A 13,946-nucleotide genomic window follows, 5' to 3' on the forward strand; every position below is an offset into this window, starting at 1 on the left:
CATCAACAACCTGTACAACCGAGATTTAATTAATTAACAATTGAGTCTAAAATATAAAATAATTAAGATCAATCAGATATCCAGCATCCGGGAAATTATCAATTATAAAATCCCGGTTTGCCGAAAATAATGTCAACAGCTCTAGTTATAACTCACAACCAAACCTTGAGGCGTGCTGAATTTCTCTCGATAAGCCAGAAAAATAAAGCCGATGATACCTAATGCCAAAGTCAAAGGAATCACCCCTATTCCATAAATAAACGCACGCGTCACGTGAGTACCACCATAAGCATTTATTACATAACCAATTACGGAATGAAACGCGTAGCCAAAACTCATTATAATCATATTGGCAACCGCTGTTGTAAGACCGGCGAGATTCTCTGGTACATAAGTAGAGGCCTTATATATAGCCAGAATCTGATAAGCACAACACACTCCGACCAATACAAAACCGATGGTGATACTGCTTGCGGTGAGCACACCAGCGACTAAAGCAAAAAAAGTCAGAAACATCACTGCGCCTGCTGCTATAATCGTTCCCAGGTAATAACCTGATTTTTCAGCGATAAGACTTAAAACAGGAGCACCAAAACACATACCAACAAAAATCATTGACGGAAGATAATTAGCTAATGTGTTATTAAAACCATAGGCCTGTTTTAAAAAGCCTGAACCCCATACATCGGAAAAGCCTTCCAATGGTCCCAGCATTAGTCCAGAAAAAAGACACAACATCAATACTTTTCTATTAGTAAAAACCGCTTTTACATCAGCCATAACCGATGCTTGTGGGCTTACTTGAATATCAGGAACAATAAGATATGTAATACCAGCCAGCACCAGACCTAAAGCAAGAAAGATCTCCACAACCGCCTGATAACCCAATGACTGGCACAGATAACTCACCGGCCCTCCACCATATACAGCACCAATTAAACCAATCATTACAGAAAGACTAAGCATCCGTGGAAAATGTTCTTCTTTAAAAGTCATTCTTATTATTTTAAATGTTCCTAAAATTGCGGCAGAAGAACCGACACCGATTAACGCTCTGCCCAACAAAGGATAGATCCAGTTATCAGCAAACAAGATAGGTAATAATCCAATAACCGTCAGTAAGATGCAGGCGGTCATTACTTTTCGTGGGCCAAAACGATCAAGCATGATGCCTATAGGCAAATGCATCAAGGAATAGCCAAGATAATAAATACCTGAAAACTGACCAAATGCGGCTGCATCAATGTGAAATTGAGTAGTGAGATCCCCCATCATAATACTCGGCATAACTCGTAATACATATTGATAAGCATAAAAGATAGATACAATAATCCATACAAACCAGGCGAAAAAACGTGAAGCTGTCATAATTTTCCTCAACACAAGCGGTAATGCAATCACTTTGAGCAATACTCATCCAGAAGACTATTTTAACTGATCTCTTTTGAAATTAAATTGCTAATAGCGTTCTTAAAACAAGAGTTTTGCATTAAAATTCTATTTTAATAGCTAAGTACACATTAAAATTCTACAATAGTATCAATATCTCTTATAATTTATAGTAATTGAGACAGATTATGGACCGTATAGATAAAAAGATACTGGAACTATTGCAATCCAATTGCCAAATAAGCAATCAGGAGTTGGCAGATCAGGTTGCACTCTCTCCCTCCTCTTGTTTACGTAGAGTAAAACAGTTAGAAGATAATGGATATATAAAAAAACAGGTAGCGCTTCTTGAGCCTGAAAAGCTTGGACTGCAATTAACGGTTATCGTGCTGGTAGGGCTAAATAGCCATCAGCCAGGCATCATGAATGAATTCGAAGAGAAAATACGATATCTTCCCGAAGTAATTCAATGCTATTTAATTACCGGCCAATCAGCGGATTATCTTTTAAAAATCATCGTGCCAGATATGAATGCCTATCAATCTTTTTTATTAAGCAAATTAACCTGTATTAGTTGTGTCGACACGGTGCGCTCCAGTTTCATACTACGAACCATTACGGATACCACATCCTTACCTATGGATTATCTGGAAAAGAACTTTCTTTAAACAAAAATAATGCAACATCTCAAAATATGTCGTGTTTTCCTGCATTACACAGTGCTAATGCAGGTTACAATGTTCTAAAATACATTTTTTACGGCTACTTACCCTACATATGAAGCCCCATGAATCGTTCCCTAATCGAGGTTTGGCTCGTCGCACCTGGATTAAATTCCGCGAAATCATCAGAGCATCGTAGCATTTTATCTATTTTGTTCAATATATTATGATAAGGAGCGTCAGGAGTTGTTGCTTGTAGCTGCCGCATAAACTCCCACATATCAGGCACATAAATAAACTCGTTTGTAAGACCGAAATAGCTCTTATTATATATGTATTTAAATGGCTCAAACTCGTCGAATGTAATGCCATAACGATCGCACATGACATGCAAATATACCCAGGAAATACACGGATTCAACTCTTTGTCAGAACGAGCATGATGTTGTCTCATATGTTTTTTTATTATTTCCTCCATGCAAAAGGCTTGATCAAATTTGGTTATCAATTCACCGATAAGTTGCTCATATTTTATTTTTTCTACACCAGACGGAATTAATCCATACAGGGCACTGTCCCAAAATCGCTTAATAAATTCGATTGGTGTCTTGTTCCCCATACCTGAATTAATTGTGAAACATGACTGGGTTGTAGTACACATACAAAATTCTATGATATTAAGTAACTTCATACAAAATTTATTATGATTAGTTTCCGTACGGGTTTCTTTCGCATAAACAGGGCTAAGAATTTCTATTAGCGCTCGACTGATTGTATATTTTTCACGTTGAATTTCATTTAGTTCCACTGTTACAAATTTAACATAGTCAATAAAAGGAAGAGTATTAGATAAAGATTTGTGTGATATCGGTTGTCGCAGAAGATTCTGCGTGAAATATGCCTTGACCCTCCCATAATAACTTGTATCAGACGAATCAATAAATGTAGATTCAATCACGTCCAGGTCAAGGTTATAGGACTTTTGGGGGTCATCGTCATTTTCACTTGAAGACACATTAACAAGCAAACACCTACGATTCCTATTTAATACATTCTCTTTGCGAGGCAGCACAATATCCTGACTTGTACTCTGTATTTTACTAGAATGTTCTGCATCATTACGAGAAACTTTTCGTTTGGGGCGCTCCAATTTTTCGACACTTTGTTTTAACTCATTACGAGGCGATGATGAAGATTTTGATGCAGCAATCATTTCAGAAGGGAGGTCATTTCCTGAGGCTTTCAATTCAGAAGGCTCCTTTCCTGAAGAATTCGATTCAGCACGAAGGGATGATTTGGATTTAGTCGTTTTATCAAAGAACGAAAACATCGTACAAACTCATTAGTTCCATTGAGAGAAAAATAGCTTATATAGTAATTTTTTATAAAATCAATACGCTTTATTGGTCATTTTTGGGGTACAAAAATAACGTCGTTGATTATTAATAAATATTTTTTATTCTACTCTCTCGAAGCTATAAAAAAAATTTATAAAATCCTGAAATTGACTATAGATTTTAATTAAACCATAAGGTTAATCTAGTATAATGATACGCATTAAAGAAAAAAAACCGAACAGTCAGAATAATTCACTATCAAATGGATTTGTTCGACAATAGCTCGTATTAGAGGATACAATGCACTCACCCGCTCTTTGTTCGTTAGCTCAAAACAAAACACATTCTTCATTAGCGCTCGATCTCTCAGTGATCAATCCAGAGTATTCTGTTGATGATGAAGGAGTAATTGGATTGTATGTACAAAGCACACAATTATCTGTTTTTATTGAAACCAAAAATTGCATTGAGGGCTATACTATTAATCCGGAAAAAAATAAAACAGGCCAATGGCGAAACACTACCCTTTCGCGTACCACTATTCATACGAATGAATTTGCATTATTAAGAAACAGCTCGGGACACTTCACTGAAACGAATGAATCCTCTATTAATCTCGAGCTTTTCAAAGAAATGTTGAATCAAGAAACCAAAGTAGGGTTCAGCAACATCAAAGACATAAACAATACAGTACAATTAGCCTTATCACTGCTTAATTCAAGTATAGAATTTCAATACAAACCCGAATAGTAGCCTGCATTAGCGCATGCGTAATGCAGGAAAATACAATGTTCCAATTACAGCTAAGATCTATTTGGCTGCTAAATGGTTTAAACGAATACCTCTCTCTTCAATATTAATGACACCCTGCTTATAAAGCTGTCCGATGGCACTTTTAAAACTCTTTTTACTCTCTCCGAAAACGCGCTTAATTTCATGAGGAGAACTTTTATCATGCAGGGACAAGAAACCATTATGCTTATTCAATTCTGCCAAGATTCGCTCAGATAAGTCTTTGATATTGTCTTGTCCCGCTTTTCGCAAAGTCACATCAATTTTTCCATCATCCCTTACCGTTTTAATATAACCACGAACTCTCTTTCCATAACTCAAAATCTGAAAAAGATCACTAGAATGGATTAATCCCCAATGACTATCATTAATAATCACTTTATTTCCCAGTTCGGTTTTTTCTGCAATAAGCAAGCTGACTTCATCACCAGCTTTGTAATGAGCCGGTGTTTTATCCAATGAATGATCCAGTTTGGAACTGGCTATAATACGTCCTTTATTATCAAGTTTTACCACAACAAGATAAGACTTATCTTTTTCCATGGGGCGTTGTTGTTCAGGAACAGGGACTAATAAATCTTTATCCAATCCCCAATCAAGAAAAGCACCGACATAATTAATATCAATGACCTTTAACAAAGCACAACATCCTAATCTGGCTCGAGGACGTGCAGTAGTGGCAATAATTTTGTCGTCTGAATCAAAATAAATAAATACCTCAACAAAATCATGAATATGAGTATTTTTCGGCACCACTTTTTTAGGTAATAAAATTTCACCTAAATGTTCTCCATCAAGATATAAACCGAATGGAACTTCTTTTATAACTTCTAATTTATTGAACTGCCCTACTTTAACCATTTTCTACTCACCTGTTTTATAAGGCACAAGCTTACCATATCAAACGTGATTTAAGCGAAAAATGTTCCAATGTTACACTACAAATCCTGAACCAGTTCAGTAGTAATTAATATTTTTGAAGTTAAAGTACGATGTACTGGGCACTTATCGGCAATATCCAGTAATTTTTGGCGCTGCTCGTTCGTTAAATGACCTTGTAACTCAATATGACGCGTTATACGATCAATCTTTGAGTTTTTATTCTCACAATCAGCACAATCTTCTGCATAAATTTTTTCATGCTGCAATCGTACAATAATTTTATCTAAAGGAAATTTTTTCATGTCAGCATACATTCGCAACGTCATGGAGGTACAAGAGCCAAGACCTGCGAGTAAAAAATCATATGGTGATGGGCCTGTATCGTTTCCCCCATTCTCTAAAGGCTCATCAGCAGTTAGACGATGAGAGCCGATTTTAATTTCTTGCGTCAACTTACCTTTGCCTGATTCCGAGACTATTGTTTCCATTACAACATCCTCCTTGTATCCATTCATTATTTATCTACAGCATCTCTTCTTTATCACTAGAGCCTGCCTTGTCTTTCTTAAGCATGCTCGATAATTTACTGGTAAGAACATAGAAAATTGGGGTAAAAATAAGACCAAAGAACGTAACCCCCAACATACCACTAAAAACGGCAACCCCTAAAGCCTGTCTCATTTCAGCTCCTGCACCCTGCGCGATAACCAAAGGAAAAACACCAAGGATAAAAGCAAACGAAGTCATTAAAATTGGACGCAATCTTAGTTTTGCAGCCTGAATGGCGGCCTTCCAACGATTAGCACCGTTTTGTTCAAGAGTGCGAGCAAATTCAACAATCAAGATGGCATTTTTACATGCCAGACCAATTAATATGATAAATCCCATCTGAGTCATGATGTTATTTTCCATGCCTAAAATTTTAATACCAAGCATGGAAGAAAATAAGCACATAGGAACAATCAATATAATTGCTAAAGGCAAAATCAAGCTTTCATACTGTGCAGCAAGCACCAGATAGACAAAAACCACTCCAAGCAAAAAGGCAATGATCGCAGTATTACCGGCACTCCGTTGTTGATAAGCAATCTCCGTCCATTCATAACCGATTCCTTCAGGAAGATATTCATTCGCCAATCGCTCCATGGTATCCAACGCATCACCAGTACTGTAACCGGGAGTAATGTCTCCCAGTAAATCGATTGCAGGATAAAGATTGTATCTGGGGATACGCGAAGCCCCGGTAATGTTTTTAATAACAGCAACGGAGCCAATAGGTACCATATTATTATCATTGTTACGCACTTTAATCTGATAAATGTCTTCTGCTGTTTTTCTATAGTCATTATCTGCTTGCACTATGACCCTGTAAGTACGACCCAGATAATTAAATTCATTAACAAAAGTTGAACCTAAATAGACTTCTAATGCCTCAACAACACGAGCAACAGGTACACCAAGACGTTCTGCTTTTTCCCGATCAAAATCGAGATATATTTTAGGCGTACTGTTTTCAAATAAGGTAAAGACGGAAGTCGTCGCCTTATCCTGATTCGCTTTCTCAGCCAGAAGTGCTACCGCATCGTTTAAAACATCAGTGCCTCGCCCTCCTCGGTCTTGTATCATCATTTTAAAACCGCCCGCGTTACCTATACCGCGCACAGGAGGTGGTGGTATAACGACAATAAATGCTTCTTTAATGGTTCCTAGTTCTTTCCTGAATTGCGCTAAAAGATCATTGTAATTTAAGCCAAGTGCACGACGTTCATCAAATGGTTTTAAAACTGCAAAAATAGCTGCCGCATTAGAGGAGTTCGTGAAAGTAGCACCTGAAAATCCAGTAAAGGCCACTGCATTTTTAACTCCTGGAATCGCTAAAATTTTACCAATGGCATCTTGCACTACAGCATCAGTTCGACTGATTGAAGCACCTGGAGGCAACTGGATAGAAACAATAAAATACCCTTGATCCTGCTTTGGAATAAAACCGACAGGGACACTCCAAAATAATAAAACCGTAGACGAAATAAACAGCAAATAGACTAATAACATTTTTCCAGTATGGTGAATCAATTTTGCGAGAAAATGGCCATAAAACTGCGATACAGAATCAACAGTCTTATTAAATCCGGTCAGGAAACTTTGTACTGGATTTTTCCATACAGAGATTTTTTTGTTGTCTTCTTTTTCAGCATGTGGCTTGAGAAGCAAAGCGGCCAAAGTAGGACTTAAGGTGATGGATACAAAAACCGAAATGATGGTTGCTACTGCAATGGTGGCGCCAAATTGCTGATAAAATTTCCCTGACAGTCCTTGTAAAAATAAAGTGGGTAAAAATACAGAAACAAGAACTAAACCAATAGCCACCAATGCAGACCCCACTTCAGACATGGTCTTGCGTGCAGCATCACGGGCATTCATTCCCTCTCGCATGTTACGTTCCATATTTTCCACAACCACAATCGCATCATCCACCACAATTCCAATAGCAAGAATAAGCCCAAACAACGTGAGGTAGTTTAAGGAAAAACCGATTCCATCCATTATGGCAAAAGTACCAATCAAAGAAATGGGAATCGCAATAATCGGGATAATTGCAGCACGCCAGGTTTGTAAGAACAAGAGAATAACCAATACAACAAACAATATGGCCTCATAGATGGTATGTTTTACTGCGGTAATGGATTCTTCGATGAAATTGGTAGGATTGTAAACAATGTCATAAACTATCCCTTCCGGAAAAGACTTGGATAACTCGTTCATTGTCGCCAATACTTCATTAGATGCTTGCAGAGCATTAGTTCCTGGGCGTTGAAAAACAGGCAATGCTATAGCCGGATTTTTTCCCAAATATCCTCTGGTTAAATAATCCTGAGTACCTAACTCAACCCTGCCTATATCCTTTAAACGAACAATTCGGCCACCGGTTCCTGATTTGATAATGATATTTTCAAACTCTTCTGGCTTGATTAATCGTCCCTGAGTTTCAATATTATATTCAATACCGAATTGAGTTTTTTGGGGCTCTCGGTTCAACGTTCCACTAGCGACCTGAACATTCTGTGACTCCAAAGCGCTGACAACGTCACTGGCAGTAATATCATACGCATTCATTAAATCAGTATTTAACCAAATACGCATCGCATACTCGCTAGCCCCTACCAGGCGAATGTCTCCAACACCGTCTATACGTTTGATTTTGTCTCTGATTTGCAAGACAGCGTAATTTCCCAGATAACTTTGATCGTACTTTTTATTTAATGAATACATATTAATAACTAGCATCAAATCTGGAGAGTTTTTAACCGTTTTAATACCGATTCGACGCACAGCCTCAGGCAATCGAGGCTCCGCTATAGCCACTCGGTTTTGTACCAGAACCTGAGCCATATCCAGGTCAGTGCCCTGCTCAAACGTAATAGTCAAACGCATTTGTCCATCATCGGTGGATTGTGAATCCATATACAACATGTTTTCCACCCCATTTATTTCCTGCTCAAGGGGGGTAGCCACCGTTTCGGCCACGATTTTAGCATTTGCTCCAGGATAGGAAGCCGTGACCTGAATGGTTGGAGGAACTACTTGAGGATATTGTTCTATAGGCAAATTAAAAAAAGCGAGAGAACCGACGATCACTATGATGGTCGATATAACTCCTGCAAATATAGGTCTGTCTATAAAAAAATGAGCAATACGCATGAATCCAATCCCTTGTATATTTTAATGTTCTTCTGGCGGGTTCTTTTCAACAAGCTTAATCATTATCGGCTTTACTTCCTGTTGCGGCAGCCGAATACGCTGAATACCATTAATAACAACATGCTCATTGCCCTTTAGTCCTGATTTGATGATATAAAAACCGCTGGGGCGTAAAGAGCCTAATTCAATGTATACCCGCTGCACTTTATTTTTATCATCAACGATGTATACAAATTTCTTATCCTGATCAGTATTAATAGCAGTATCAGGAAGAAGAATAGCCTGATATTCCCCACTTCCGATTAATCGTGCCCGACCGAAAAAACCAGGATAAATAATATTATCCGGATTAGGAATAACCGCACGGCCTTGAATGGTTCCCGTGCCTTGATCGACCACATTATCGATAAAATCCATAGTACCAAGATGAATGAAATCCTTCTCATCCTGAAGTTTTATCTTTATTTTATTGGTTTCAATTTTCAAACCTGGCTCGGTGGCGGAGCTACCAAGTCGAATGTACTTAAGCAAATCATTTTGGCTGGCTTCAAAATAAAAATGAATGGGATCTAATGAAACGACTCGAGTGAGTACTGTTTGATCCATTTGAATCAAATTACCGACACTTACGAAATAACGACTGATTTTACCGCTGATTGGTGATGTAACATGGGTAAATTCAAGATTTAATTTAGCTTCATTAACTTTTACCGCAGCTATCTGCATCTCTTTATAGCGTTCGTCAATGGCTTCAGCAGAAACGAAACTGGATTTCTTTAATTGTATGACACGATTATATTGTTTCTGGGTTAATTCCTGTTCTGCAATTGCCCGCTCCAGAGCATACTCAAAAGGACGTGGATCAATGAGGAATAAAATATCTCCTTTTTTTACCAGTTGACCGTCCTTAAATTTAATTTCCATTAAATATCCAGTAACCCGGGAACGAACATCAACTTCCTCAATAGCTTGAAATCGCCCGGTATATTCATCCCAATCCATAATTTCTTTACTTAACGGCAAGGCTACATCAACCTCAACAGGGGCCTCTGGAGCATGTGGTGCGGAACCAGAACAAGAGGCTCCGAGGAAACACAATAAGACCAGTATCATTCCATGCAATCTATTCATTCAAATCCCTCTGAATTTATTACATAATTTAATAATTCAATGTATGAATACATTTTAGCTCAGATTTTGGAGTTCGTTATAATATAGCGTTTCCAGACAAGGCTAAATGAATGTTTCATTGAAGCACATGAGTGATGATGAAGGAGTCGACAACGGCGCATAAAGCTTGGTGGGTGGTATTATAAATGCCAAATAAATCTCCTATAAAAACGAGAACCAGCGGCCTATATGTCTGAATTAGTCACAATAAATTTTATTATTTGAACGATTAAGGACTGTATGGTTCTGTATATTTCTCGATAATTCAGTTAGATTAGTATTATCTTAAAATAACCAACAACTTACTTTAAATTCACAGGGAATTAAATTATGTTAAACATTGCGGTAGTGGTAGGAAGTTTACGAAAGGACTCCTTCAATAAAAAGCTAATTCTGGCTTTAAATAAATTAAACCATCCAAAGTTGAAGTTTAATATTCTAGATCTGCACGACATTCCTTTATATAACCAGGATCTGGAAAGCAATTTGCCAGCACCTGTTGTAACATTCAAAAAAGAAATTTCCGAGGCTGACGGTATTTTATTCGCGACTCCAGAATACAATCGCTCAATACCTGGCATGCTAAAAAATATTATTGATTGGGGAACCCGACCTTACGGGAACAACTCCTGGACCAAAAAACCTGCAGCAGTAATTGGCACAAGCCCTGGAGTGATTGGTACTGCCGCTGCTCAATCACATTTACGTTCAATATTAATTACAGTTGATACTATTCTTTTAGGACAACCTGAGGTGTACTTTGTATTTAAAAATGACTTAATTGATGAAGAAAATAATATTACTAATGAAGAAACAAAGAAATTTCTTCAAAACTTTCTGAATGCGTTTAGCGATTGGGTTGAATGTCATAAAAAAGCGCCATAGAAACAAATTCCAGGCTAAAAATTGTTTAATAATAACAAGAATCATCTCGTTTGATTTTTGTTATTATTCATAATGAACTAAACCCCAACGCACAGCATTGAGGTTATAAAGCGCTATATTTGGCATAATATAAACCGACTTACATTAGATGTTCTCTTTCCTCTTCAATCCATGCCAAAAATGCTTCACGATCTGATTTTGACAGACTTGAAAATTTATTTTTAACCGACTCGATAGGCTGTAATTTTTTTCTGGGATTTTGCGGTAACGCTTCTTTTAGTGTGACCTTTCCTTGAATAACATTTTGGTAGGCCAGCGGATCTTTCATTTTTAACTTCATAAGCACTCCATCCACTGACCGTGAACGAGATGGTAAATAAGTGATCGCTTCTTCTTGAGCGTATTCCGGATTAACCGGCTCTTGTTCTGATAAATCTTTATGCAAATCTTTTATTGGAATCTTCTTTTCCTTCGCATACATTCTTGCGCTGGTATCTACTTCACCAAGCACATCTCCCCAATGAGAAGCATGGTGGGTATTGATGCTCATGGCAGATCGTAATAACCAAAGCAATTCATTGTTGGCAATACCCAGACCATCAGGTGATTGATTAAGTGCGTATTCACCGAAATTTTTATAAGAAGTATTTCTTTTCCGCCATACATCCTGTTCAATAATTTGTGAAATTAACGCAGGCAACTGCTTAAATAACAGCTGATTCGATTCACTAATGCATTGATTGGCTTTACTGTGTAACTCATCATCGCTCATTTCATTTAATGTTTCTGTAACTTGCATTCTAACTCCACCGTATCATTTGCATGTTAAATATAGGAAGATCTGAATGAATATCTACAATTCATCAGATAATATCAATTTTTGTTCCTGATCATAACCACGAAGATGTATCAAAGAAAAACTGATGCGATAACTCAATTAACGTTGTACTGGAAAAACATTTTGTCATTCCCACGTAAGTGCAGATGACAAAAATTTTGAGCAAAAAGAAACATTATCCCGTACAAAGCTTAGTTAATTAAACATCTAACAATTAATTATTAAGGATAACAATTAATAAAAACAGAGACAACAGCAGAGTGAGTGCAAGAAAGATAAAATAGCACGTCTCATTATTAAGAATTCCCAATATCTTACACCCAATATTTAGTAGTGATTAATTCACCAATAAACTCATATTTTATGATAACTGCATGACATTGTTTCTTTATTAAAATCACCCAGCGTACCATCAGTCTGATAATAAGATCCAGTGACAATCAAATTCTCTTCGACTAAAACCATAGACACTTTGCTAAAAAAAACGTTGGAATGTTCAGAGGCATTAATAAACATCGCGCTATTAATAAAAATTAAAGCACGATTATCATTACTCCAGCGAACCATCACATTACTATGCTCTAATGCGTTCAAATCGGTTCGTGCATCGGATTTAACCTCACCAATGATATATTTTTCACTCATGAATCCATAAGAAATGTTAAGATTATTGTTGTTATGCTTGATAACCAGCTCCACTGCCGGACTATTGTTACATTGCCCTACCCAGGTGCCTGAAAAATTTGTGCGATTCTCGTGAATAACCTGAGTTTGAGAGGCTGACGGTTTAGTTAAATCAGATCCAGTCTGAAACCAAGGTAAGGCCTGAGCACTTTCGATAAGACCAAATACCAGTAATGAAGTGGTGGCAATATATCGTATCATTTAAAACATCCTTGCAAGTCCTGTTTTATACCAGTCTACTGGAAACCAGACGGTTAAAACAATCACTAAATATGGAATAACACGATAATAATATAAGTTACGCGAGCCCTCTTCAGGCTCGACGTAATTTTATAGAGAATTAATGTTTGGTTTTTCTTTTAGCATCCCCCATCAACCAATTCATACTCACCTCCAGCTCATCGGCTATTTTTTGCAAAGAACTGGAATCAAAAACAATACCATTGAGCAAGGCTTCAATTTTAAACTTAGGTAAATTAAACAGTTTTGAACATGCTTGAACACGCTCTGTCATTAAAGCAGGAACACCAATCTCATCCAGTTCATGGTTCAAACGTTCATTAAGAAGTTTTTTGTTAGACATGGTACTCTCCTCTTGGCTTTTTATCAGTGTAAAACACTAAAGCTTAAGGATTGATTAACAAGGAAAAAATAAATTGGACGATAATATTTCAGCTATACTGCGAGTGAAGATAAAACGCTGAAAATATGCTATAGTTTCAAACACATTTGTTATCAACAATGAACCAAATTACCATGCAAAAAACGACTATTTATCACAACTCTCAATGTTCAAAATCGAGACAAGTATTGGAGCTGCTACAAAATAAAGGTATTCAACCAGAGATTATCGAGTACCTTAAAACGCCACTAAATAGAGAACAAATAAATAAGCTGCGAGCTCACTTTACCTTAAACGAATTTGTCAGAAACAACGAGCCCATTTTTAATGAACTGTCCTTATCATTAAACAATGAGGAAGAGTTGTTACAAGCGATGGTAGAGCACCCAATATTAATGCAGCGCCCTATTGTCACATTTAAAAACAAAGCAGCAATAGGCAGACCCCCAGAAAAAATTATGGATCTGTATGAATGAATTATTAGATTATTCAGCAGCCCTGGCGCTAGCTTGCACCAAAAAAGTAACTAAATACAACAGGAATCTTGTAGAGACCTTCAACAGAATATCTCTACAAGAGAAGTAGTGTTTTAGTTAGGCCAAGGTGAACTTATTTGCTCATTGCTTTTTTGATAAAACCAATAATTGCGGTTAGAGCACCACCGCCAACGCCACCACTTACTATGCTGGCAATTATTGACTGGATGTCAAGATCTTGCATACCGGTTGCGCTGGCGCCTTCAATAAGTTTCATCACATAACCACCTAGACCACCACCAAGTAAACCGATAACAGAGTTACCAATAGCACCCAAACTTTTATCTTTCAAAGCAGAACCAGCAACGTTACCGCCGACAAGCCCGCTGATTGCCTGAATAATTAAACTGACGATATCCATATTTACTCCCTTATAAGACTAAATGAATTCCTTATAGGGGTCCTGTGGAATAACCACCAAAAGTGTTAATTCTGAATTAAATCGTCTTC

At 37.3% G+C, this 13,946-nt stretch carries 14 protein-coding genes; 4 read left to right on the top strand and 10 right to left on the bottom strand.

Going from position 1 to position 13,946, the window contains the following annotated elements; all coding sequences use genetic code 11:
- Positions 1-141: 141 nt before the first annotated feature.
- Positions 142-1,368, bottom strand: coding sequence for an MFS transporter (locus tag Q0495_RS10510; protein ID WP_298625872.1), 1,227 nt, complete (start codon positions 1,366-1,368; stop codon positions 142-144).
- Positions 1,369-1,577: 209 nt separating this feature from the next.
- On the opposite strand from Q0495_RS10510, the gene Q0495_RS10515 reads away from it, so the two are divergent.
- Positions 1,578-2,057: an Lrp/AsnC family transcriptional regulator gene (locus Q0495_RS10515; protein ID WP_298625874.1), complete on the top strand. Its 480-nt coding sequence runs from the start codon at positions 1,578-1,580 to the stop codon at positions 2,055-2,057.
- A 103-nt stretch (positions 2,058-2,160) separates the two neighbouring features.
- On the opposite strand, the gene Q0495_RS10520 is transcribed toward Q0495_RS10515, so the two are convergent.
- Positions 2,161-3,381 carry a hypothetical protein gene (locus tag Q0495_RS10520; RefSeq protein ID WP_298625877.1) on the bottom strand — a complete coding sequence of 407 codons (1,221 nt, stop codon included), beginning with the start codon at positions 3,379-3,381 and terminating at the stop codon, positions 2,161-2,163.
- A 307-nt stretch (positions 3,382-3,688) separates the two neighbouring features.
- On the opposite strand from Q0495_RS10520, the gene Q0495_RS10525 reads away from it, so the two are divergent.
- Positions 3,689-4,138, top strand: a complete 450-nt coding sequence (locus Q0495_RS10525) for a hypothetical protein (protein ID WP_298625881.1) — start codon at positions 3,689-3,691, stop codon at positions 4,136-4,138.
- Positions 4,139-4,198: 60 nt separating this feature from the next.
- On the opposite strand, the gene Q0495_RS10530 is transcribed toward Q0495_RS10525, so the two are convergent.
- The 4 genes from Q0495_RS10530 to Q0495_RS10545 form a co-directional block, all read right to left on the bottom strand.
- Entirely contained in the window at positions 4,199-5,041 is an 843-nt protein-coding gene (locus tag Q0495_RS10530) for a S1-like domain-containing RNA-binding protein (protein WP_298625884.1), read from the bottom strand.
- A gap of 77 nt (positions 5,042-5,118) precedes the next feature.
- Positions 5,119-5,550 carry an OsmC family protein gene (locus Q0495_RS10535; RefSeq protein WP_298625887.1) on the bottom strand — a complete coding sequence of 144 codons (432 nt, stop codon included), beginning with the start codon at positions 5,548-5,550 and terminating at the stop codon, positions 5,119-5,121.
- A gap of 34 nt (positions 5,551-5,584) precedes the next feature.
- The gene (locus Q0495_RS10540; protein WP_298625891.1) at positions 5,585-8,761 is read right to left on the bottom strand and encodes an efflux RND transporter permease subunit; all 3,177 of its coding nucleotides are present in this window, start codon (positions 8,759-8,761) and stop codon (positions 5,585-5,587) included.
- A gap of 21 nt (positions 8,762-8,782) precedes the next feature.
- Positions 8,783-9,892, bottom strand: coding sequence for an efflux RND transporter periplasmic adaptor subunit (locus Q0495_RS10545; protein ID WP_298625894.1), 1,110 nt, complete (start codon positions 9,890-9,892; stop codon positions 8,783-8,785).
- 369 nt (positions 9,893-10,261) lie between these two features.
- On the opposite strand from Q0495_RS10545, the gene Q0495_RS10550 reads away from it, so the two are divergent.
- Positions 10,262-10,816, top strand: coding sequence for an NADPH-dependent FMN reductase (locus tag Q0495_RS10550; protein WP_298625896.1), 555 nt, complete (start codon positions 10,262-10,264; stop codon positions 10,814-10,816).
- Positions 10,817-10,955: 139 nt separating this feature from the next.
- Here the strand turns inward: Q0495_RS10550 and Q0495_RS10555 are convergent, their stop codons facing one another.
- From Q0495_RS10555 to Q0495_RS10565, 3 genes are all read right to left on the bottom strand, one after another.
- Positions 10,956-11,615 carry a hypothetical protein gene (locus Q0495_RS10555; protein WP_298625899.1) on the bottom strand — a complete coding sequence of 220 codons (660 nt, stop codon included), beginning with the start codon at positions 11,613-11,615 and terminating at the stop codon, positions 10,956-10,958.
- A gap of 393 nt (positions 11,616-12,008) precedes the next feature.
- Positions 12,009-12,539, bottom strand: coding sequence for a hypothetical protein (locus Q0495_RS10560; protein WP_298625901.1), 531 nt, complete (start codon positions 12,537-12,539; stop codon positions 12,009-12,011).
- A gap of 139 nt (positions 12,540-12,678) precedes the next feature.
- Positions 12,679-12,921, bottom strand: coding sequence for a hypothetical protein (locus Q0495_RS10565; RefSeq protein ID WP_298625904.1), 243 nt, complete (start codon positions 12,919-12,921; stop codon positions 12,679-12,681).
- A gap of 173 nt (positions 12,922-13,094) precedes the next feature.
- Between Q0495_RS10565 and arsC the strand changes: the two genes are divergently transcribed.
- Positions 13,095-13,436, top strand: a complete 342-nt coding sequence (gene arsC / locus Q0495_RS10570) for an arsenate reductase (glutaredoxin) (protein WP_298625908.1) — start codon at positions 13,095-13,097, stop codon at positions 13,434-13,436.
- 133 nt (positions 13,437-13,569) lie between these two features.
- Here the strand turns inward: arsC and Q0495_RS10575 are convergent, their stop codons facing one another.
- A complete protein-coding gene (locus tag Q0495_RS10575; protein WP_298625905.1) occupies positions 13,570-13,857 on the bottom strand; it encodes a hypothetical protein in 288 nt (95 codons plus the stop codon).
- Between the last annotated feature and the right edge of the window lie 89 nt (positions 13,858-13,946).

The sequence above is a fragment of the uncultured Legionella sp. genome, from assembly GCF_937871865.1.
Lineage (GTDB): Bacteria > Pseudomonadota > Gammaproteobacteria > Legionellales > Legionellaceae > Legionella.

Coding starts and splice junctions, on each gene's coding strand:
- Q0495_RS10530 (WP_298625884.1), bottom strand. CDS start 5,041: ATGGTTAAAGTAGGGCAGTTCAATAAATTAGAAGTTATAAAAGAAGTT.
- Q0495_RS10565 (WP_298625904.1), bottom strand. CDS start 12,921: ATGTCTAACAAAAAACTTCTTAATGAACGTTTGAACCATGAACTGGAT.
- Q0495_RS10520 (WP_298625877.1), bottom strand. CDS start 3,381: ATGTTTTCGTTCTTTGATAAAACGACTAAATCCAAATCATCCCTTCGT.
- Q0495_RS10560 (WP_298625901.1), bottom strand. CDS start 12,539: ATGATACGATATATTGCCACCACTTCATTACTGGTATTTGGTCTTATC.
- Q0495_RS10575 (WP_298625905.1), bottom strand. CDS start 13,857: ATGGATATCGTCAGTTTAATTATTCAGGCAATCAGCGGGCTTGTCGGC.
- Q0495_RS10510 (WP_298625872.1), bottom strand. CDS start 1,368: ATGACAGCTTCACGTTTTTTCGCCTGGTTTGTATGGATTATTGTATCT.
- arsC (WP_298625908.1), top strand. CDS start 13,095: ATGCAAAAAACGACTATTTATCACAACTCTCAATGTTCAAAATCGAGA.
- Q0495_RS10515 (WP_298625874.1), top strand. CDS start 1,578: ATGGACCGTATAGATAAAAAGATACTGGAACTATTGCAATCCAATTGC.
- Q0495_RS10545 (WP_298625894.1), bottom strand. CDS start 9,892: ATGAATAGATTGCATGGAATGATACTGGTCTTATTGTGTTTCCTCGGA.
- Q0495_RS10555 (WP_298625899.1), bottom strand. CDS start 11,615: ATGCAAGTTACAGAAACATTAAATGAAATGAGCGATGATGAGTTACAC.
- Q0495_RS10535 (WP_298625887.1), bottom strand. CDS start 5,550: ATGGAAACAATAGTCTCGGAATCAGGCAAAGGTAAGTTGACGCAAGAA.
- Q0495_RS10540 (WP_298625891.1), bottom strand. CDS start 8,761: ATGCGTATTGCTCATTTTTTTATAGACAGACCTATATTTGCAGGAGTT.
- Q0495_RS10525 (WP_298625881.1), top strand. CDS start 3,689: ATGCACTCACCCGCTCTTTGTTCGTTAGCTCAAAACAAAACACATTCT.
- Q0495_RS10550 (WP_298625896.1), top strand. CDS start 10,262: ATGTTAAACATTGCGGTAGTGGTAGGAAGTTTACGAAAGGACTCCTTC.